Raw genomic sequence first — 21,000 nt, 5'->3', positions numbered from 1 at the left:
CTGCTTTACTGGGCAAAATGGAGCGTTTAGCACAACGGAACAAAATCAATAAATTTTTTAGGGGCTCTTCTCAACAATCTTCTGGCAATCCGGCTACAGATTTCTTTACAGTGGCGTCTCCCTTGCCTGCGGCAAATTAGAACTTAAACACCGCTACCCCATATGCCGGCAATTTATATCTAAAGGAATACTTTCTTCCATCACACTCTTTCTTCGCTGGTTTATATTCTTTTGGTCTTCTCTTACCAGTTCCGCCGAACTTTTTATCATCACTGCTGAGTACAAGTGTGTGCTTTCTTCGGCAAGTTGTTCCGACACGGTAATCTGGACGTTCTACTGGTGTGAAGTTGATGATGAAGAGCATATTGCTCTTTCCGCTTTCGGAATGTCTTACGAAAGAGAATATACTTCTGTCACCGTCATCGGCATTGATCCATTCGAAGCCTTCTGGATAGCAGTCATATTCGTAGAGACATTTATTATTTTTATAAAGATGAAGTAATTCTTTTACAAATGCCTGCAAATGGCGGTTCGGCTCTTTATCTAAGAGGAACCAGTCAAGTTCTCTCTTTTCACTCCACTCTCTATGCTGTCCAAAATCCTGTCCCATGAAGAGAAGCTTCTTGCCTGGATGTCCTGTCATGAACGCATAACCTGCCATAAGATTTTTGAATTTATCCTCGTAGCTGCCTGGCATTTTCTCTATCATAGAGCATTTCAGATGAACGACTTCATCGTGAGAAAGGACGAGCATATAGTTTTCGGAGTATGCATAAACCATTGCGAAGTTCATCTTTGTATGGTTATATTTTCTAAAGTAAGGATCAAGCTTCATGTACTCTAAGAAATCGTGCATCCAGCCCATGTTCCACTTAAGGCTGAAGTCTAATCCGCCGTATTCTGCCTTATCCGTTACTTTTGGCCATGCGGTAGATTCTTCTGCGATCATAACGATTCCTGGATTTCTCTTCTTTACGATTGTATTCAGGTGCTTGAAGAATTCAATTGCCTCAAGGTTCTCGTTACCGCCGTAAATGTTTGGAACCCACTGTCCGTCTTCACGTCCGTAGTCAAGATATAACATAGAAGCAACCGCATCTACACGAAGTCCGTCTACATGATAATGTTCTAACCAGAAAAGCGCGTTACAGATAAGGAAATTCTGCACTTCTGTCTTGCCGTAATCAAATACCTTTGTTCCCCAGTCTGGATGTTCTCCTTTTCTTGGATCTGCGTATTCATAGAGGCAGGTTCCGTCAAACTCTGCTAATCCGAAAGCATCTCTTGGGAAATGTGCTGGCACCCAGTCAAGGATAACACCGATATTATGTTCATGCATATAGTCCATGAAATACTGGAAGTCTTCTGGTGAACCATGACGGGATGTTGGAGCAAAATAATTTGTTACCTGATATCCCCAGGAACCATCAAATGGATGCTCTGCAATACCCATCAGTTCCACATGAGTATATCCCATATCTTTCACATAAGCTGCCAGCTCATGTGCAATCTCTCTGTAATTATAGAATCCATCCTCATCTTCTTCTGTCTGTTCATGCTTTTTCCAGGAACCCGGATGTACTTCATATACAAACATTGGATTCTTTTTATCATCAAATTTCTCTCTCTTCTTCATCCATCGGCTGTCATGCCACTTAAAATCAGAAATGTCTGCCACAACAGAAGCATTGTTCGGACGGAGTTCTGCCTGAAATCCATAAGGGTCTGCTTTTAATGTTTTTTTGCCATCCTGTGCAGTAACACAATATTTATAAATATCTCCCACTTTTATCCCTGTAAGAAATATCTGATAAATTCCAAGTGGTTCTAAACGTTCCATCGGTGTCGCATTCTCATCCCATTCATTAAAATCACCAACAATGGAAACTGCTGCCGCATTCGGTGCCCACACAGCAAAATATACTCCCTCTTCCTCATCAACTGTCATAGGATGCGCGCCAAGTTTATTATATAAGTCATAATGTGTCCCCTGACCAAATAAATACTGGTCAAATTCTGTAATAAATCTGGTATCTGGCATAAACAGAGTCCTCCCGCTTTCATAATCATTCATAAAATATTTTTGTTTATTATATCATAAACTGGTAATTTTTTCATCATTTTGTTTGAATTAAATAGTAGTTGTGGGTATCTGTAAGATTCACAAAATCTAATCTGCAGGCTTTAAAGAAAACAGAACCCAAGAAATAACATAGTCCATATTTGTGGCCTCGAAGCAAGGTTTAGATGCGAGCGCATAAAGCGAGCATTTAAACTGCCGCGACTAAAGTCACAAATATGGACTATGTTATTTCTTGGGTTCGTCTGTTTTATCTAACCCTGCAATTAGCATTCACCATGTTTACAGATTGTTTTAATCCATCCCTCTGGTGCTTCAATATGTCCCATCTGGATTCCTGTAAGTGTATCATATAACTTCTTAGTTACAGGCCCCATCTCTTCCATTCCGCTTGGGAAGCAGATTTCTTTACCGTGGTCGACAATCTTTCCAACTGGGGAGATTACGGCTGCTGTTCCGCAAAGACCACATTCTGCGAAGTCTTTTACTTCATCGAAACGTACTTCTCTGTGTTCTACTTCCATTCCAAGATAATGTTCTGCAATGTACATCAAAGAACGACGTGTAATAGATGGAAGGATACTGTCTGACTTAGGAGTTACAAACTTGCCATCTTTTGTGATGAAAATGAAGTTTGCTCCACCTGTCTCTTCAACCTTTGTTCTTGTCGCAGGGTCAAGATACATATTCTCATCATAACCCTGGTTATGTGCATCTACGATAGCATGTAAGCTCATAGCATAGTTAAGTCCTGCTTTGATATGTCCTGTTCCGTTAGGTGCTGCACGGTCAAAGTCTGAAACTCTGATTGTGATAGGTTTTGCGCCACCTTTGAAGTATGGTCCTACAGGTGTTACGAAGATACGGAACTGATATTCATCTGCTGGTTTTACACCGATAACAGGATTGGAACCAAACATATATGGACGGATATATAAAGTAGCTCCTGAACCATAAGGTGCTACATAGCCTGCGTTAGCTTTTACTGTCTCTACAACAGCTTCAACAAACTTATCTTCAGGGAATACTGGCATTTCCAGTCTTCTACAGGAATCTGCCATACGGGCTGCGTTTAAGTCAGGACGGAAACAAACGATATCTCCGTTCTCTGTTGTGTATGCCTTTAAACCTTCAAAACATGTCTGTGCATACTGAAATACACCGGCACACTCGTTCAGAGTAATTGTAGCATCTTCTGTAAGAGTGCCGTCATCCCATGCACCATCTTTGAAATTAGCTACAAATCTTTTCTCTGTCTGCTGATAGCTAAAGCCCAGCTCGCCCCAGTTAATATTTTTCTTTTCCATTACGAAAACTTCCCTTCTAAATATGAAATAAATCTTACAGAAAACTTCATTTCATCTTGTTATAAATTTTGGAGTTATTATAACACATCATTTTTTAATTTTCCACGAAATTACAAAAAGAAATGTAAGAAAATTGCGTTATTTCTGTTATTTCATGATTTTGTACAAAAAAGTGGCTTTTTTCTCTTTATTTCTCCGCATTTTTTCACCTTTTCCTATCAAAATATCTTGCAAAGAAAAAGTGTAAAAAAGAATGAAAACTACATTGAGGCTTCATATTAACAAATACATATTAATGATTCAAGAATGCCCCGGCATTATGGATTCGGATTTACGAGGATATAGCCACCACCGCTGGAACTTCCAAAATAACAGTTCGCAGACTTCGCGCCGGATACTGAACATGCAAACATGTGCTTTATGAGATTAGATACGGATTCGTACTTCACTCTCTGCTTACTACCAAATCCTGTCCTATTTGCTGAATCTGCAATGATTGCTTTCCCTGTATCCGTTAAGCCAAGAAGTACCATCGTATGATAACTGTTCGCCCATTTACCCTTTTTGGCTTCTATGACAACCGGATTACCTGTTTTTAAATGGCTGATAATCTGCTGACATGCCTCGGCATCGCTAAATCGTCTTACATATTCTGTCTGGATACCGTTATTATTTAAAATCTTATTAATACCGTAAAGAGATACGGGCATCTGATCTTTTAATTCTTTTTTATAATTTTTCTTCCAGATTTTTTTCCCAAATGCTTTATATTCTAAACCATTCTTATCCGTAACCCGTTTCGGTGTAATATTCTTTCCAAAACCAGTCAATACTGTTGCTGCTGCACACGCCGCGCATCCATGATATGGCATATAGTTTTTGAAACTGCTGGCATTTATTGATGCTGACTGCCTGTATACCGTATAATGACGTACATTTGGATAACTGTTTACTGCCACAGTAAATCGGTCCTGATTACTGCTTGTTGGAAGTGTGCTCATATTTGTAATAATGTTATCCGGGCTTACTACAGTTAATTTACAGCTAAGAACCGCTTTTCCACTCTTACATGTAAGCACAGAAGTTCCTGAAACCGGTAATGTTGTAATATTTCCATTAGAATCTACTTCTGCAACTGACGGATTTGAAGATGTCCATGCTAAAACATCGCCGGCATGTTTTATAGAAAGATGATAGGAACTTTCTGCTTTTAGGCGAAGCGTACTATACTTTAAAGAAGCTACATATACTTTACATTTTAACTTTCTTCCATTTGTGCGGCACACAATTGTTGTGACTCCGCTTTTTTTAGCCTTAATCACACCGTTCTTACTGACCTTTGCAATCTTTTTATTCTTGCTTGTCCATGTAGTTCGGTATCCATTCTTCACCTTTAACTGAAATTTATCTCCCTTTGCCAGAGTAATCTTTGTCGTATTCAGTCCGACAACCCGTACTTTACAATGAAGTTTCTGAGACCCCACCCTCGCTGTGATCGTTGATGTACCGCCCTTTAAAGCCGTAAGCTTTCCATTCTCTACCGAGACAACTCTGGGCCGGCTACTCGTCCATACTACTTTACGGCCTCTTCTTCCATAAATCTTAAGTTTCTCTGTCTTTCCTGGAACAACCTTAAGAGAGGTACTGCTAAGTCGTGTTCTTGAAGCTGCCTCTGCATTTCTGCCTTCCTGTGGCATGAAAAGAAATCCCAGTGCAAAAATAAGACAAAGTACAAAAACTATATTTTTCTTCTTCATAAAAATAATTCTATCCTCCCTGCCATTCATTCTTATTTACAAATGAACTTTTTCATTTCCCTGATCCACATCCGGGCAAGCGTATGCATTCCTGCTTTATTCGGATGCACTCCATCCACTGTTTCATATTCTTCCTGAACATTTGCAAGATCCGCAATATATACTTGCGCTTTTTGGGCATTCTCTCTGATAATATCAGAATACACTCTCTTAGAAATCGTGCTGTCAATATTAAAAAATGTCTCCCCCTGCGGCTGTTTTCCTTCTGGAAGTGTCGCACAATAGATATCCGCATGTGGATATTGCTCCTTTATTCTGTGAAGCATCGTTCGATACGCTTCCTCAAATTCTTCTGGAAGGACACAAAATCCCCAGTCATTACAACCTGCGCTGATAAGAATAATATCCGGTATACCATTGGTTCCCAGCTTCTCTATGCGCTCATAAGACATCGCCGATGTTGATAAATTACCAGATACCATACTTCCAGCCAGTGAATGATTCGTTCCAAGCTCTCCATCTAAAGCCTTTATTACCTGCATCCACCATGTATCCTCCACAGATTTTACTCCTGTCTCCCACTGTACATACGAATCATAAAAGACAGCTTCTTCTGGTGTATAACCTGCAAAGGTACTGATAGAATCTCCCAGAATGGATATTCTTCTCTTCTCCATAAATGTACCCCCGTATTACGTCCCTTCTACTTTCACAAAGTCTTTAACCCTGTAAAAATTATTTCTTAGCATCAAAGGCAACACCGACAATTCTTGGACCTGCATTCGCTGCAACTTCTGCACCAATCTGGAAATAACCTGTAGGGCCATATCCAAGCTTCTCTGTCATCTTTGCTGCCATCTCTTCCTTTATCTTCTCATCATTACCATATTCAATCTGATACTCGGAACCTGGCTCCATATCTGCAATTGCCATATCGCAAATCTTAGATACGACCTTCTTCTCTCCTCTGCATTTACCAGCAGTAGTAATCTCGTGATCCCAGATTTTCATGATTGGCTTAATACCAATCTTGTCACCGATAAAAGCAGCAGCACTCGGAATACGTCCGGACTTTCCAGCATATTTAAGATTGTAAATTCCAAAATAAATGCGGCGGCGTGCAATGCTTTCTTCCAGATAAGCGTTAATTTCTTCTACGGACTTGCCTTCCTGGGCCATCTTTGCTGCCATTACTGCAGGCTGTCCGTAACCAGCACTATAACTTCCACCGTCATGACTGTAAATGTGAATCTTTCCTTCACATTCTGGATGTTCCTCGATAAGCATATCCATCGCCATTAAAGAGTTATTATATGTTGCAGAACCTTTTCCATTAATCAAAATAAAAATAAGATCTGTACAGCCTTTCTGATAGTAATCATAATATAATTCCATAAACTGGAATGCTGTGATCTGTGATGTCATAGGAAGACTCTCGCTTGCCTCCATTAACTCATAACATCCCTCATTATCAAAATCTACACGGCTTGTATAAGTCTTATCTCCTATCACAATGGAATAAGAAATAACATCTAAATTGTATTTCTGTTCCATCTCTTTTGAAATGTCACTTGCGGAGTCTGTGATAATCTGTATTTTACTCATAAAAAATCTTCCAATCCTCTCAATAAATAGTTTTATTTTTAATTGATTCTTAACAGATTTATTATAAACAAGCTTCAGAATCCTGTCAACTTATGCAGCCTTTTCCTGCTGTATCTATCAAGTTACTAGAGCGTTTTTCAAGCACGCTCTAGAGCGTGTTTGAAAAATGCTTTCTGCAAGATGTGCGTTACAATTTGTGGAAGATTTCGCCTGAATGAGGGCGGCGTAGCGGGCTACGCCAACTGAATGAAGGCAAAATATACCGCAAATTGGGGCGTGCAGATTGCTGGAATGATTTTTCAAACACGCTCTAGAACATCATATCACTGAAATATGCTGCAAATATGTTCCTTGTAAAAATCATTTTCTGACAAAATGTAAATAATCCCACAAGACTTGCTTTCACTTATCCTGTGAGATTATTATGTAGATTACTTTTTCAAGAATGCTTTCTGCAAATTATGACCCGCAAATGCAGGAATGATTTTTCAAACACATTCGAATCCAAATTCTAGTTTTCCTGCTCAACACAAGCCATAGCAAGACCTGTAGCAACTGCATTACGAGGACCTTCACAACCACGGATATTACCACGGCCGGCAACGATCTCATAATCAGCTAATGCATCTGTTACAAAGTTTGGAATCTCAAAATCAAGAGCCGAACCGCCAACCATTACAACGAACTGGATATCTCTTGGATTTCCTGTAGGACTTACCTTTGATAAGGAACGAATCGCATTGGTAACAAATACTTTCTTCTTTGCTTCCATACGAACTGCTTTAACCTTTTCTAAAGATTCCACACCGTCTAACGGTACAAGCTCATCATTCTCTTTTACAAGAACAACTTTTGCAAAAATGGATGGATCTAACGGTTTATCAAAGAACTGTACAGTTCCATTCTCATGACGGATATGGAATAAACTCTCTACCTTAGCCAGTGTATACTTTTTAACATCTTCTGCGAGTTCAAAGTCATCTAAACCAAGTTCAGACTGAATTAAGAGAGAAACCATATTTCCGGCACCTGCCAGATGAATCAGCTTAACCTTACCTTCTCGGTTGATAATAGAAGCATCAGTAGAACCAGCCCCCATATCAACGATAGCTAATGGAACGCTTGTACCAGGAGTTGTCAATGCGCCCTTGATAGCCATGTCTGCTTCTACTCCGCCAACATATACAGGAACTCTTAACTTCTCAGTAAGCACCTGTGCGATCATCTCCATCTGAAGGCGGTCAGACTTAACCATTGCAGCGATTCCAACCGCATTCTCTAATGCAAATTCATCAGCAATACCACCAACAACCTTCTGTGGATTAAAAGTATCTACTGCAAGTAAATCCTGAATCTTAATATCCTGTGGACTCTTATTCGTAAGACCAGCCATAACACGGCGAACCTTATTCAACATGTTACCAACATTCGTGCCTGTCTCACCCTGAATATCGTCAATCTCCTGAATAGAAGAAATGGCTTCCATAATCTTATCTGCACCTTCGTCAACGTCAACATCAACTTCCTTTTTAAGACCGATGATATTGATTGTTCCCGCTTTGATGCTTCTTTCCTGTACATCACCTGTAGGTGTTTTAATCACTACTCCGGAACGTGCACCAATCAAAGAACGCGCAATCGGTACCACGCGCTTTGTCTCTTCAGAACTCAAATCAAACACTGTTGCGATTCCATATGGATTAGAAAGAGTTGATAATACAGTTCCCTGCTCTGCTACTTCAATCGCACAGGTCATTCCCAAAGGAACTTTTTCAATCATGGCAACTTCATCAATAATTGGAATCTTTTTATCAAGACGATTGTTCAGTAAAACACCATCATCTGCCTGCACGATCGCACCTGTAATATGTATATTCTCCTTTGCCTGATTCATAAGAGCTGCTGCCTGCGCAAATCTAACTTTATTTGGAACAATTACGATAACATCCTTTGCCTCACGAATCTTAGAAAGCTCTGTTACAAGGACAGAAGTTCCAACTCCGATTCCTGTTCCTCCCGGTGTACTTGGATTATGACCAATTACTGTTGACTCTGTAATAACAGTCTCAGAAATCGTCTCCATCGCTACATCACCGATAACTGGCGCAGCCTCATTAATACGAATCTCTGCCAAATCACTGTAATCCATGCCTGCCTTCTCAAGAGCATTCTTTAAAGACATGAAAACCCCGCTGATATTCTGCAAAGTTCCTTTGATTCCGGTTGTAGGTCCAATACCACTGGTCAAAAACTCAATGTCCTGCCCGTCAATCTTTGCAAGAGCGACTTCTGTGGTAGCGTTACCTATATCTACACCCGCTACATACTTCATATCTCCCATCCTTTCTTCCACCCAAATCATCTCTGGATTACCGGATATATTCCTCAGGCGGTCTTTTTATAATTCAGCTATCGTGCACTTGTAAAATCACACAATATTATGTATAAATTATATCACTGGCCAAAAAGAGGGTCAAACACAACCATTACGACTTTCTTGATATTATTATGTAATATTTACAACAATTTATGATATTCCAACTTTCTATTGGTAATATTTTGCTTACTTCTTTCTTTTCTTGACATTTGACTTATAAGCGATTAAGATTTAGTGTGCAAGTTTATTAAATAAAAATACAGGAGGAATCATGAAAAAATTTATAAGACAACTTACTATCTTTTCCCTCATATTTATTATGACTTTTGGCGTAGGTTTTTCCTCACAAAAGGGAATAAATGTGCAGGCAGCAACAACACAGACTACAACCACAAATGATGGAAAGCTCCGTAAGAACGGCGTTTTATTTACCGGTATCTCAGATAATAAGTATTATAAACGTGGTGTTTTCACCAAATATACTGGATGGAAAAACTGGAAGGGTAACCGCTACTACTTGAAAAAAGGAAAGGCTGTTACTGGCTGGAAATATCTCCGCGACTACAGCGGCAGCAGAACAAAATACAAATATTATTTTAAGAAAAATGGCCGGCTTTCCAAAGATCTTTTCAAAACATTTGGTTCCAGCTACAAAAAGAAAAGAATGAAACTCGAATTAAATCTGGTAACTCACAATATCACTTTCCTTCTCTACGATGGAAAAACAAACAAATATGACATTCCAGCCAAAACTGTTGTATGTTCTACCGCAAGAGACGGCCGCAGTACTTATGTTGGAAACCACTATCTTTCCAAAGGAACTGCCCGCTCCTGGTTCATTTACAAAAAAAGCAACCCTTGGCATTACTACCAGTGGGGAGTATTCGTAAAGGGAACACGCAGCTGGATTCATTCCGAGATGTACCGCGGCACAAGCAACAAGAAACTTATCGCAAGTACTTATAACGGACTTGGAACAAACCAGACCACTGCATGTATCCGCGTACAGGCAGGTAATGCAAGGCTTATCTATGACATTGCAAAAACAAACCGCTATAGTATCCCTATCCGCATTTACCGTTCTTCTAATAAGGGACCATTCGGAAAGATTACTTTAAACGATACTACTGGAAAAATTCCTGGCAACCAGAATTACGATCCAACAGATCCGGCTTTTAAAAACAAGAGGTAATTCTGGGGAGTCTAAAACAGACGAACCCGCACCAGTTGTAATATGTAAAAATGCGCCTTTAAGCAAGTCCAAACTACGGTCGAGTAGTTTGGAGGCAGTGAAACGAAGCATTTTTGCATATTACAACTGGTGCGGGTTCGTCTGTTTATCTATCCCCCTGCAAATTAGCCAGCATCCCCGGTATTAACACACATGCCGGATAGATGTAGCGGAGATTATCATTTCGCGGTGATAACAGGCACACGCATACGATTAAGAATACTGGCAGGAATGCTGCCATGTCAAAGTATTTTCTTTTTATCCATAAGGCAAAGAATGCGATAAGGATAAGCCATGTAATAACTCCCGGGTTATATAACCAGTTAATGATTGGAATTTTGTAGGATATTCCCATTAAGAACTTCATCCTCTCCCGTATTGGTGACAAGATTTTAGGTTCTTTAAAATCTACTTTGTCACAAAAAGATTCTGGAATCATTTCCTGTGCCCATTTTCTATTGGAACGGTAAAAACGGACGGTACTAAGACCCAGATACAATCCGCCACGGCTATTAAACAGTGGAGCATAATAGCCGTAAGTGTTAGCGAAGAATGCCTGGAAGTATTCATCTGGATGTTTTAGTCCCATCTGAAGCCAGACTTTAAAATAGTTCTTTAAATCCGTTGATGTAACTTCACTTTTATAAGTACCTTTTACCGGATCGGATAAAGCTGGCTGGTATTTTTTGGCTAATTTTTTATAAGCAAGAACTTTTTTAATAGCGGCTTCTTCTTCCCCGGTCACCTCGTCCCCATGATACTTTACATATCTGGCTGTCTGCTGAAAACAAACAGATAAGGCTTCCTGCTTTCCTACTGTAGAAACACGGGCCGCTTTAAAAAGCAGTCCTGTATAGGCAAACTGGAAAATAAATATCGGAACAAACATTGTCACTAATATTTTTATTCTGTATTTTTTCAGACAGATCACACAGAAAACTAAAGTAACTAAGGCAATATAGATTCCCTGATTCTTTGATGCCGACATGAGAAAAACAATTACCGCAAAAAAGATGTCAAACTTTATATTCTTTAGAACATCTCCCTGTGTTTTAAAAATCCAGAGGATTCCCACCATAAACCACAGGAAAAACAGAGCAAAAAAACTGTCTCCGCCTACCATAATTGCATACAGAGGAAATACAGGGAATAGCGCATAAGCTCCTAAAGCAGCTTTCAAAATTCTGTGATTTGCCCCAAACTTATATAAAGTCGTAATGATCGCGCTAATACCGCCAATATAGGCTGTCATCTGAAGAAATGTATACATTCCATATCCCAGCGCCTTATTATTTATTTTTATACCAAATTTAATAAAAAGCCCTGCGAGCTGCGTATGTAAAAATGGATGATCGTTACTGTAAAATACATTTACTCCGTCAGAGGTAAGCTGGTGCTGAAGCATTGTAGGATAATGAAAAAGCTGTAATACCTGCATCAAAAAATCACCATGGATTGTCGCAGGCCACATACTGATATAATAGGGCAGCCATAAAACAAACAGTACCAGTACACAAGTAAGAAATACTCTCTCTAAACTATGCTCTGTCTGATTATCCGTCTCAGATATCCGAAGAATGACACGACATAGCAAAAGCAATATTCCAAATAAAATGATTGCATTTCCAAGCATATAGAATGCATTTAACAGCATGACATATTTATTCCGCAGAAAATAGTCCCAGGATTCTCTATGAGAAAATACGGTTCCTATCCACATGCAGAATCCATAAAGAATTGATAATATTGCGGCACTGATTACTTCTCTTACTGTATATTTATAAGAAAATACAATCAAAAACAGAATAAATAGTCCTGCTGCCATTAGCTGATAAAAAATCCCATTCCCCTCTTTATTTGTAATACTGACTCTGAATACTGCAATAAGCTGTGTCAGGAATGACTTGTACTCTATATGTTTGGTTATCTTATCTGCATTGGTATGTAAGATAGATATGTTCGCACCTACAACGCCTAGTAGCGCAATAATTGCTGCATAGAGAATATATCTCTTCTTTTTTAACTCAATATGTATCTTCATACTTTATTCTTCTGCACGCCTTTTTCATTTTACGCTTTCCCCTTCTTTTACACCTTTACCCTCTGCCTTTTATCCTCTGGTAGTGTTCTTGCTATTCTATGCTTTTTTCTGCTTCCTGCTCTTCTTCTTTTTGACACTTCTTTTGTGTCTTCTATTGCATTTGCTTGTTCCTCCCGCAAATTTCCAAAGGCGGCAGCAAGAAGTGCCGGAACCATACAGCAGGCCGGATATAAGTACCGCAGATTTCCATTCTTCGGCGATAGCAGGCAGACTCCAAAGATTAAAAATACAGGTAAAAATTCAAGTATAGATGTGTATCTCCTCTTTGTCCAAAGTGCAAAGAATCCAATAAGCATCATCCATGTTATTACACCTGGATTTGTAAACCAGCTGACAACAGGAAAACGACGCACTGTATCCATTGCAAGCACGCCCTTTTCACGGACTGATTTCAAATTTTCTGGCACATGTACCTGAAGCTTTCTTATCAGTTTCTGAATTGCTTCACTTTTCTGCACCCACGGACGCTTTCTAATGTAGAAATCCATAATCTCCGGCTTAAGATACAATCCTCTTTTATTACGGAATTCCATATAATAATACTGATAGGTATTCGCTATGAAAGACTGAATATACTCTCCCGGATGCTTCAATCCCATCGAAAGCCACACTTTAAAATAATTTTTTAAATCTTCTGAAGTGGATTCTGTTTTAAAAGTCTTTTTCACCGGGTCTGAAAGATTCGGATCATATAAATTTCCAATATCCTTATAATTTAAGACTTTTTTAATTGCCTCTTCTTCTTCCTGTGTAACCTCATCTCCATGATATTTTACATATCGAGCTGTCTGTTGGAAACAAACTGATAATGCTTCCTGTTTTCCTACACTGGCAATCTTCGCCACTTTAAAAAATGCTCCACAATATCCAAACTGGAAAAGAATAATTGGTACAACCATGCATACCGCAATTCTTGCCCGGTATTTACTAAAGTAAATGATGCAAAACAGGAACATTGCCGCTGCGACATACACTCCCTGGTTCTTAGAAGCTGACATAAGAAAAATTTCTAAAATCATTGCCAGTATGAATTTATTATTCTTCAAGACAGCTCCCTTTGTTCCAAAAATCCATAAAATTTCCAGCATATAATACAAGAAAAATACTGAGAAGAATGAATCCCCGCCTATCAAAAGAGAATATAACGGAAATACTGGAATAACCGCATACAAAACCAGACTTATTTTTAATAATGTATGATTTACTTCAAAACGGTATAATGTTGCTATAATACTGCTAAATGCTACTATAAAAGCAATCATTTGTATAAATGTATAGATAGAATATCCTACATTTACATTGTGAATCTTAAATCCAAACTCAATGCATAATCCAACTAACTTTGTCTGGAAATATGGATGGTCATTACTGTATAAAATATTCACTCCATCCGTTATATCATGTCCCTGAAATCTGGTCGGCACATGAAAATACTGTAACATCTGTGTCGGAAGATCTGTGTGCTGGAATCCTGGCCAGAATACGATATAATACGGCAGCCAGCAAACAAGTAAAACTGCAGCACACATAAAAAATACTTTCCTTGTATTGCGAACCGTTTTGTCTTTTGTCTTGGCTTTCGTTTTTACTTCTGCTTTTTGTTCTGCTTTGTTTCCAGATGCAGCCACAATTTTTCCAATGATAAGCAATGCGCCAAACATCGCTAATGCATACGCTAAAATATACCAAATATCTAAAATCTTCACATATTTGTTCCGAAGAAAATAATTCCACGACTCTTTGTTAGAAAATACTGTGCCAAACCACATACAAAATCCAAATATAATAGAAATAACGGCGGAACTTACTATTTCCCGAACACAAAAACGATAAGAAAATATAACAAGAAACATCAGGGTAATCCCGACAGCTACTAACTGATAAAACAGTCTTACATCGTTCTTCCCTGATATACTTGTTCTGAATACAGCCATAAAGTTATTCCATGTAGAACTATATTCAAACTTTTTTAAAAGCTTATCCGCATTCGTATTCATTAAAGAAATATTCATCCCCACCGTAGAAAAAATTGCAATTATAATCGCATAAATAATATAGTGGTTTTTCTTTGGCTTTATAAGAATATCCATACTTTACTCCCAATTCTTTAAAATGCTCTCCCGCAATCTTTTTGCAAAATCAAGTATGTAAAAGACTCCGGAAGAACACCTTATTTTTTATTCCGCTTCTTTAGCCTCTTTTAATAATTCTTCTTTTTTATTTCTCGCCTGATGACGGGTCATCTCAAAGTCCTGTCTGTTCTTCCAGGTAATTGTCTTGAGAATCGCCCCGGAGAATAAAGAAACAATCGCTGTCAGAATCACAAAGCAGCATACGATAAGCGTAGGAAAACGTTTCACTAAACCTGTTACAAAATAATCCTTAAACACAGGTATGGAAAATCCACCGCCTAAAACTGCTAATACTCCTGCGATAGAACCAAAATACTTCATCGGCTGATAAGTCCGGAATAAACGTGCAATCGTTCTAAGAACTTTAAAACCATCAGAATATGTATTTAACTTACTCTCACTTCCCTCAGGTCTGTCCTTATAATCAACAACGACATTCTCCACAAACATATTTTTATCTGCCGCATGGATACTCATCTCTGTCTCAATCTCAAATCCTCTTGAGATTACAGGAAAAGTCTTTACAAACTCATAACTAAATGCTCTGTAGCCTGTCATAATATCCTTAATATCTGTGTGGAACAGATGATTAATCGAACTTCTTACTAAAGAATTACCGAAATTGTGGAATGGACGTTTATTTTCCTGAAAATATGTAGAAGATAATCTGTCACCAACGACCATATCAACATTTCTATTTAAAACCTTGTCCACCATCTCCGGCGCATTCACAGCCGGATAAGTGTCATCACCATCTGTCATAATATAACATTCTGCATCAATATCACGGAACATACGGCGAATTACATTCCCTTTGCCCTGCTGATATTCATATCGCACGATTGCCCCGTTACGTCTGGCAATCTCGTCTGTACCATCTGTTGAGTTATTATCGTATACATAAATCGTAGCATCCGGTAATACTTCTTTGAAATCTTTAATTACTTTTTCAATTGTCTTGCTCTCATTATAGCAAGGAATAAGAACTGCTATTTTGTCCATGTTATCCCCCTTTTTCATGAAAATTCTACATAATTCAATTTATTATACTTCATTTACATAATACCGTCAATTAGATGTGTGATTCTGGGCTGCCGCAGGCAAAGAGACGCCCACTGGGAATAAAAATAATCCCTCTTTGTGACTTTCGTTGCGGAGTGTTGAATGCTCGTTCCTATGCGCTCGCATTTAACACTTGCTCCCAGGGCACAAAGAGGGATTATTTTATTTACTGAGGGTGTCTTAATGTCTCCTTTGCCTGCGGCAAATTAGAAATATACCAACTCCTCTTCCGGTGGTTCTGCCGCTTCAATTCGTTTTGCATAAAGCACCGGACCTTTATCCTGATATTCTTCATTATATTCCACTTTCACTTCTGCGGTAAGAGTTACCCACATTTTATTTTTGAGGGATTTAATCGTGGAAGACTTTGCATGATTTGTGTGACAAAGATAACCGATAAACTGGATATCATCTGCACAGCAGGTCATAGCATGACGGCCTGGAACGAAAGTTCCCTTCGGCATACGCATTGCCTTAAAGATTCTTGTTTTCATTACCATAGTCTTTCCGTCATAAAGTTCCGGACGTTCCATCGCATCGATGAACCATACACCGTAGTCATCATCTTCGAGATGAATTTCATCTCCGCTGATATCAAATGGAAGTTCATCCTCTTCTTCCTCCATGTCCTCACCTGGAACCATAGAATCAAAAACGACCTGTACACGACGGTTAACAGCTTTGATACTTCTTCTGTAAGTTGCTCTTGGTGTTGCCTTTGTACAACGGTTAATGATAACAAGTTCTGCCATCTTAAACATTTCTACAGCAAGAGAACGCATATTGTTCATATACAGATCAAATGTTTCCGCATTGGCACTTACGATTGTCTGGAAAATCATAAGTGGAGTTCCCTCCATCGCCTCTACTAAATGATCAATGGTCCACATACCATTATATTCTATAATAACACGGTCTGGATAATACTGTAAAAGCTTGCTTGTCAGGAATTCTGTATTGAAATCTTCCTGCTCTTCTACATAAACAACAGTTGTATTTGTTCTCTTTAACAGTTCTTCGTCGTATTCTTCCATTCCCTCTTCACAGGCAAATAAAAGTGTTCTTTCTCCGTCGTTAAAATAATCTTCTTCCAGTGTTTCCTGAATAAAGGTTGTCTTTCCGGCTTCTAAGAATCCCATAAATAAATATACAGGAATCTCCAGCTCCTTTTTCTTACCTAACATAAATTTTCCTCCTGTGTGGTTTCAAATACACTCTCAGAATCTTCTTACAAAAGCAAATGCAAGAAAGACTCCGAAAGTACATTTTCTATAAACCAAAAAGTTCTGCAAGTTTGTCCTCATTAAGTTTAGAACCGATAACACAGATTCTTCCCGTGTATTCTGCAGAACCATAACGTACCTCGTCCTCACCTGGCACGAGGTCAAAGTGAATCCATTTACCGTTTTCATCTGGAACAATACCTTTTGCTCTTAAGATAATACCGTACTCATCGGAATCCTCTTTAGATAAGGTATCAAGAATTGCACGAATTCCTTCTTCTGTAAATTTCTTAGGAGTTTCCTTACCCCAGCTTGTAAATACTTCATCTGCATGGTGATGATGGTGATCATGTCCACAGCAGTCATGATCATGATGATGCTCGTGTCCTTCATGGTGATGCTCATGCTCTTCATGGTCATGTTCATGATGATGCTCATGCTCTTCGTGGTCATGATCGTGATGGTGATGTTCGTGCTCCTCATGATCGTGATGGTGATCATGACACTCTTCGCCATGTTCATGATGATGTCCACATTCAGGGCAAACCTGTGCTGCTTCCATTAACTCTTTTGCGAAGTCATTTTCCCCTTCCATTACTTCAAGAATCTGTGCTCCGCTAAGTTCCTCCCAAGGAGTTGTCACGATAGGGCATTTATCATTCAGGCTGCGAAGTAATTCTACTGCCTTCTCTAACTTATCTTCCTTTACATTCTGGGAACGGCTTAAAATTACTGCACTGGCAAATTCAACCTGGTTACGGTAGAACTCACCAAAGTTCTTGAGATACATTTTTGCTCTCTGTGCATCTGCAACAGTGATATGGCTATTTAATACAACATTCGCCTCTGCATCTACAACCTTCTGTACCGCTTTCATAACATCAGAAAGCTTGCCAACTCCTGAAGGCTCGATGATGATGCGGTCTGGTGTATACTGCTCTAAAACATCTTTCAATGCTGTATTAAAATCACCAACTAAAGAACAGCAAATACATCCAGAATTCATCTCATTAATCTGAATACCGGATTCTTTTAAAAATCCACCGTCAATACCAATTTCGCCAAATTCATTCTCGATAAGAACAACTTTCTGTCCTTTCAGTGCCTCTTCGATAAGTTTCTTAATTAAAGTCGTTTTTCCAGCTCCAAGGAAACCAGAAATAATATCTATTTTTGTCATTGTTCCATTCCTTTCTTCATAAAAAAATAAAATGAAATTCTACCATCTGCTATTTCATTGATACTTCACTTCTCGATGAAATAGTAAACTAAGTTAATCAATCTTATATTATACAGTCCTGACTTAAAAAATGCAAGTAATGTGCACTTTCTTCTGCATAAAAAAAATCTTCCGAAAGCGATCACTTCTTCGGAAGACTCTCTTACTGTTTTGGGGATTTTCAATATGTCATTTTGGGGAACTAACATATCTTGAAATAAAACAGTTATTTATATAATACGCCCCCTATCTATATTTGTCAATTTATGTCCTTGTCAAATTTTTAAGAGTTTTTCTGGTGACATTGCAACATTATATATAAAATATTATATTTGATAAAATAAATCCATTAGGAAAGACACCCAGGAAGAAAGTCACAATATAGGCTATCTTCTTTCTTTGAAATCGTCTGATCTTATGGACATTTCAGGCTGCTTATCATATATATAACTATATAAACTTAAGGAGACACCACCATGATGGAAAATCATTCTTCCTGTTCATATAAGCAGGAAAAAGAAGTGTTAAAATTAGATTCCATGCCGCTTGCTATGGCCTATGTTCCATGGCAGAAATGGCAGAATATATATAAACCTGAAAATGCTCTTTGCGCCGGAACAATCTTTCAGGAACTTGACCTGCCTTTTACTGGAAGGAGGTGCCAGAAATGATGCAGAATATGCATTCTTCTCAAAACTGTAACATGAACTCCTGTCAGCATCGTTCTATGAACTGCAATTTTAATTCTGCCTGCAACAATAACCGAAACCAAAATTGTAACTGTAACATGAATCAGCAGAATTTAAAATGTTATATTGATTTTGTAAGCTTTGCTGCATTAGACTGTGCCATGTTTCTTGATACACATCCTAAAAATGCTGAGGGTTTAGAATATTTTGAATATTATACAAACGCAAGAAAACAGGCATTAAAAGAATATAGCAGCCGCTTCTCGCCTCTGACGCTTGACACTGTACCTAAAGGTACTGACTTCTGGGCATGGGCAAATGAACCGTGGCCTTGGGAAATGGAGGGATAAGATTTATGTGGAATTATGAAAAAAGATTGGAATATCCGATTAATATAAAAAGAACCGATGCTGCTATGGCAAAAGCAATCATCAGTCAGTTTGGGGGCCCTGATGGTGAGACCGGAGCGGCAATGCGTTATCTCTCCCAACGCTTCGCCATGCCATACCGACCGGTAATGGGAGTGCTCACCGATGTAGGTATAGAAGCATCAAATAGTAATTTGCCGGGGTGAGTAGACAAACGAAGTCTGAGAATCAAATCATCTATATTTGTGATTTGATTCTCGGACTTCTGTTTCTTGGCTGCCCGGGCAAATTAGCAGAAAGATTTGGGGAAGAAGTCAGGAGAGATAGAAGTAATTCGAGTCAGTCCTTCAAAAAACAACTCCACAGAAAGCCACATCCTTCTGGAGCCTATTCAAATCCCTCCAGCAATAAATAGAATTTTCCTCCACAGCCAAAACACAGCCCTCTGTAAGATAAATAAAGCATATTTGTGGCCTCGGAGCAAAGGTTGGATGCGAGCGCTTTTACGCGAGCATTCAACCTGCAGCGACTAAAGTCACAAATATGCTTTATTTATCTTACAGAGGGCGTCTCTTTTGCCTGCGGCAAATTCCTATTTATTCAAACGCAATTACTGCACCATCATATTTCTCATCGATGAATTTCTTGATATCATCAGATTTGAGAACTTTTACTAAGGCTTTGATTGCATCACTGTCTTCGTTGTCTTCTTTTACTGCGATGATGTTTACATATGTTTTTGCAGCTTCAGAATCAGATGCTTCGTATGCAAGTGCATCTTTCTTTACGGAGTATCCTGCCTGAAGTGCGTAGTTACCGTTTAATACAACGAATGCTGTTTCGCCTGTTACACGAGCTACCTGTGCTGCTTCTAACTCAACGATTTTGATGTTGTGTGGGTTTTCTGCAATGTCATTTACTGTTGCAGTGAGTCCGGCACCATCTTTTAATTTGATAAGTCCGTTGTCCTGAAGAAGAAGTAATGCTCTTGCTTCGTTTGTTGTATCGTTTGGTACAGCGATTTCATCACCATCTGCGATTTCGTCAAGACTCTTCTTTGTTCCTGGGTAAATTCCAAATGGTTCGTAGTGGATGTCTCCTGCATCTACTAACTTAGTTCCTTTTTCTTTGTTGAACTGTTCCATATAAGGAACGTGCTGGAAATAGTTCGCATCGAAATCTCCGCTGTCTACAACTTCGTTTGGCTGTACATAATCATCAAATACAGTTACCTGTAAGTCGTATCCTTCTTTGGCAAGGAGTGGCTTTGCCTCCTCTAAGATTTCTGCGTGTGGTGTAGCAGAAGCAGCAACTTTGATTACCTGTGTATCTGTGCTTCCTGTTGAACTTTCTGCTTTCTTGTCTGTGCTTCCGCAGCCTGTTAAAGCTCCGATTGCAAGTACACCTGCTAATAAAAATGCTCCAAATTTTTTCATTTTTGTTTCCTCGCTTTCTCTTTTTTGATAGTGTCAAAAACTATCTCTTTTTTCTTTATTATAACTATTTAGAAAAGTTTTCAATTTATAAGCGTAAAACACTTGACAATTGAATTACTAATGTTTTCACTTAATTTTCTAAATAGCCGATAATTATAATTTATACCATTTGCAATCAACTTCGGATAGTTTTGTAGAATTCTATCTAATTACTTTTCCATTTTTACGAAACTCTATAAGTCTATTTTAAGCTTTTGCAGTGAAAAATATTCAAGAATGCCTCGGCATTCTTGCTGCGAGGTGCGCGTCATGCAATGCATGACATACTTCTACTGCGCACCTCTGCAATCCTGCCGAAGGCTATATCAGCTGGGGGATTGACTCCCACCACTGATACCAGCTTGTTTCTCACC

15 protein-coding genes and 3 pseudogenes are annotated in these 21,000 nt (G+C 38.8%); 5 read left to right on the top strand and 13 right to left on the bottom strand.

The annotated features are described in order from the left end of the window. Window positions 1–136 precede the first annotated feature (136 nt). The 6 genes and pseudogenes from glgB to EUBHAL_RS16880 form a co-directional block, all read right to left on the bottom strand. Window positions 137–2,041: a 1,4-alpha-glucan branching protein GlgB gene (gene glgB, locus EUBHAL_RS09605; RefSeq protein WP_044922918.1), complete on the bottom strand. Its 1,905-nt coding sequence runs from the start codon at window positions 2,039–2,041 to the stop codon at window positions 137–139. A 305-nt stretch (window positions 2,042–2,346) separates the two neighbouring features. After that, window positions 2,347–3,387 carry a branched-chain amino acid aminotransferase gene (locus tag EUBHAL_RS09600; RefSeq protein WP_005348665.1) on the bottom strand — a complete coding sequence of 347 codons (1,041 nt, stop codon included), beginning with the start codon at window positions 3,385–3,387 and terminating at the stop codon, window positions 2,347–2,349. A 317-nt stretch (window positions 3,388–3,704) separates the two neighbouring features. Further along, window positions 3,705–5,144, bottom strand: a complete 1,440-nt coding sequence (locus EUBHAL_RS09595; RefSeq protein ID WP_044922915.1) for an Ig-like domain-containing protein — start codon at window positions 5,142–5,144, stop codon at window positions 3,705–3,707. A gap of 32 nt (window positions 5,145–5,176) precedes the next feature. Further along, window positions 5,177–5,821, bottom strand: coding sequence for an SGNH/GDSL hydrolase family protein (locus tag EUBHAL_RS14870; RefSeq protein ID WP_005348660.1), 645 nt, complete (start codon window positions 5,819–5,821; stop codon window positions 5,177–5,179). 58 nt (window positions 5,822–5,879) lie between these two features. Beyond that, window positions 5,880–6,749 (bottom strand): DegV family protein, encoded by an 870-nt coding sequence (locus tag EUBHAL_RS09585; RefSeq protein ID WP_005348658.1) that lies wholly within the window; start codon window positions 6,747–6,749, stop codon window positions 5,880–5,882. 117 nt (window positions 6,750–6,866) lie between these two features. Continuing rightward, window positions 6,867–6,992: pseudogene (locus tag EUBHAL_RS16880) on the bottom strand (DUF6783 domain-containing protein); the annotation flags it as partial. Between EUBHAL_RS16880 and EUBHAL_RS16875 the strand changes: the two are divergent. Beyond that, a pseudogene (locus tag EUBHAL_RS16875) lies at window positions 6,942–7,079 on the top strand (DUF6783 domain-containing protein). The pseudogenes EUBHAL_RS16880 and EUBHAL_RS16875 overlap by 51 nt on opposite strands. A gap of 181 nt (window positions 7,080–7,260) precedes the next feature. Here the strand turns inward: EUBHAL_RS16875 and EUBHAL_RS09580 are convergent. Further along, window positions 7,261–9,081: a diol dehydratase reactivase subunit alpha gene (locus tag EUBHAL_RS09580; protein WP_022170322.1), complete on the bottom strand. Its 1,821-nt coding sequence runs from the start codon at window positions 9,079–9,081 to the stop codon at window positions 7,261–7,263. A 316-nt stretch (window positions 9,082–9,397) separates the two neighbouring features. On the opposite strand from EUBHAL_RS09580, the gene EUBHAL_RS09575 reads away from it, so the two are divergent. After that, a complete protein-coding gene (locus EUBHAL_RS09575; RefSeq protein WP_005348652.1) occupies window positions 9,398–10,318 on the top strand; it encodes a hypothetical protein in 921 nt (306 codons plus the stop codon). Between the two features lie 145 nt (window positions 10,319–10,463). Here the strand turns inward: EUBHAL_RS09575 and EUBHAL_RS09570 are convergent, their stop codons facing one another. The 5 genes from EUBHAL_RS09570 to EUBHAL_RS09550 all read right to left on the bottom strand — a co-directional run bounded on the left by EUBHAL_RS09570 (window position 10,464) and on the right by EUBHAL_RS09550 (window position 18,055). After that, the gene (locus EUBHAL_RS09570; protein WP_005348650.1) at window positions 10,464–12,398 is read right to left on the bottom strand and encodes a DUF6020 family protein; all 1,935 of its coding nucleotides are present in this window, start codon (window positions 12,396–12,398) and stop codon (window positions 10,464–10,466) included. Between the two features lie 47 nt (window positions 12,399–12,445). Continuing rightward, the gene (locus tag EUBHAL_RS09565; RefSeq protein WP_005348647.1) at window positions 12,446–14,548 is read right to left on the bottom strand and encodes a DUF6020 family protein; all 2,103 of its coding nucleotides are present in this window, start codon (window positions 14,546–14,548) and stop codon (window positions 12,446–12,448) included. Between the two features lie 87 nt (window positions 14,549–14,635). Then, complete coding sequence (locus EUBHAL_RS09560) at window positions 14,636–15,592, bottom strand: glycosyltransferase family 2 protein (RefSeq protein WP_044922910.1); 957 nt, start codon at window positions 15,590–15,592, stop codon at window positions 14,636–14,638. A gap of 266 nt (window positions 15,593–15,858) precedes the next feature. Beyond that, window positions 15,859–16,836: a TIGR03943 family putative permease subunit gene (locus EUBHAL_RS09555; RefSeq protein ID WP_005348638.1), complete on the bottom strand. Its 978-nt coding sequence runs from the start codon at window positions 16,834–16,836 to the stop codon at window positions 15,859–15,861. An 85-nt stretch (window positions 16,837–16,921) separates the two neighbouring features. Beyond that, a complete protein-coding gene (locus tag EUBHAL_RS09550) occupies window positions 16,922–18,055 on the bottom strand; it encodes a CobW family GTP-binding protein (RefSeq protein ID WP_005348635.1) in 1,134 nt (377 codons plus the stop codon). A gap of 515 nt (window positions 18,056–18,570) precedes the next feature. Between EUBHAL_RS09550 and EUBHAL_RS09545 the strand changes: the two genes are divergently transcribed. The 3 genes and pseudogenes from EUBHAL_RS09545 to EUBHAL_RS09535 all read left to right on the top strand — a co-directional run. Further along, window positions 18,571–18,765, top strand: a complete 195-nt coding sequence (locus EUBHAL_RS09545; RefSeq protein ID WP_005348631.1) for a spore coat associated protein CotJA — start codon at window positions 18,571–18,573, stop codon at window positions 18,763–18,765. After that, window positions 18,762–19,133 carry a spore coat protein CotJB gene (locus tag EUBHAL_RS09540; RefSeq protein WP_242648778.1) on the top strand — a complete coding sequence of 124 codons (372 nt, stop codon included), beginning with the start codon at window positions 18,762–18,764 and terminating at the stop codon, window positions 19,131–19,133. The genes EUBHAL_RS09545 and EUBHAL_RS09540 overlap by 4 nt, the downstream gene beginning before the upstream one ends. A 5-nt stretch (window positions 19,134–19,138) precedes the next feature. Further along, window positions 19,139–19,330, top strand: a pseudogene (locus tag EUBHAL_RS09535) (manganese catalase family protein); the annotation flags it as partial. A 417-nt stretch (window positions 19,331–19,747) separates the two neighbouring features. On the opposite strand, the gene EUBHAL_RS09530 reads toward EUBHAL_RS09535, so the two are convergent. Then, window positions 19,748–20,587, bottom strand: a complete 840-nt coding sequence (locus tag EUBHAL_RS09530; protein ID WP_005348625.1) for a MetQ/NlpA family ABC transporter substrate-binding protein — start codon at window positions 20,585–20,587, stop codon at window positions 19,748–19,750. Window positions 20,588–21,000: the final 413 nt, after the last annotated feature.

This window comes from Anaerobutyricum hallii DSM 3353 (assembly GCF_000173975.1).
In the GTDB taxonomy this organism is placed as follows: Bacteria; Bacillota; Clostridia; order Lachnospirales; family Lachnospiraceae; genus Anaerobutyricum; species Anaerobutyricum hallii.
The sequence above is the reverse complement of the archived record's forward strand: the minus strand, read 5'-3'. Positions and strand labels throughout refer to the sequence as shown.

Bases quoted from the DNA above. Each gene is read 5' to 3' on its own strand.
- glgB (WP_044922918.1), bottom strand. From the start codon at position 2,041: ATGCCAGATACCAGATTTATTACAGAATTTGACCAGTATTTATTTGGT.
- EUBHAL_RS09600 (WP_005348665.1), bottom strand. From the start codon at position 3,387: ATGGAAAAGAAAAATATTAACTGGGGCGAGCTGGGCTTTAGCTATCAG.
- EUBHAL_RS09595 (WP_044922915.1), bottom strand. From the start codon at position 5,144: ATGAAGAAGAAAAATATAGTTTTTGTACTTTGTCTTATTTTTGCACTG.
- EUBHAL_RS14870 (WP_005348660.1), bottom strand. From the start codon at position 5,821: ATGGAGAAGAGAAGAATATCCATTCTGGGAGATTCTATCAGTACCTTT.
- EUBHAL_RS09585 (WP_005348658.1), bottom strand. From the start codon at position 6,749: ATGAGTAAAATACAGATTATCACAGACTCCGCAAGTGACATTTCAAAA.
- EUBHAL_RS09580 (WP_022170322.1), bottom strand. From the start codon at position 9,081: ATGAAGTATGTAGCGGGTGTAGATATAGGTAACGCTACCACAGAAGTC.
- EUBHAL_RS09575 (WP_005348652.1), top strand. From the start codon at position 9,398: ATGAAAAAATTTATAAGACAACTTACTATCTTTTCCCTCATATTTATT.
- EUBHAL_RS09570 (WP_005348650.1), bottom strand. From the start codon at position 12,398: ATGAAGATACATATTGAGTTAAAAAAGAAGAGATATATTCTCTATGCA.
- EUBHAL_RS09565 (WP_005348647.1), bottom strand. From the start codon at position 14,548: ATGGATATTCTTATAAAGCCAAAGAAAAACCACTATATTATTTATGCG.
- EUBHAL_RS09560 (WP_044922910.1), bottom strand. From the start codon at position 15,592: ATGGACAAAATAGCAGTTCTTATTCCTTGCTATAATGAGAGCAAGACA.
- EUBHAL_RS09555 (WP_005348638.1), bottom strand. From the start codon at position 16,836: ATGTTAGGTAAGAAAAAGGAGCTGGAGATTCCTGTATATTTATTTATG.
- EUBHAL_RS09550 (WP_005348635.1), bottom strand. From the start codon at position 18,055: ATGACAAAAATAGATATTATTTCTGGTTTCCTTGGAGCTGGAAAAACG.
- EUBHAL_RS09545 (WP_005348631.1), top strand. From the start codon at position 18,571: ATGATGGAAAATCATTCTTCCTGTTCATATAAGCAGGAAAAAGAAGTG.
- EUBHAL_RS09540 (WP_242648778.1), top strand. From the start codon at position 18,762: ATGATGCAGAATATGCATTCTTCTCAAAACTGTAACATGAACTCCTGT.
- EUBHAL_RS09530 (WP_005348625.1), bottom strand. From the start codon at position 20,587: ATGAAAAAATTTGGAGCATTTTTATTAGCAGGTGTACTTGCAATCGGA.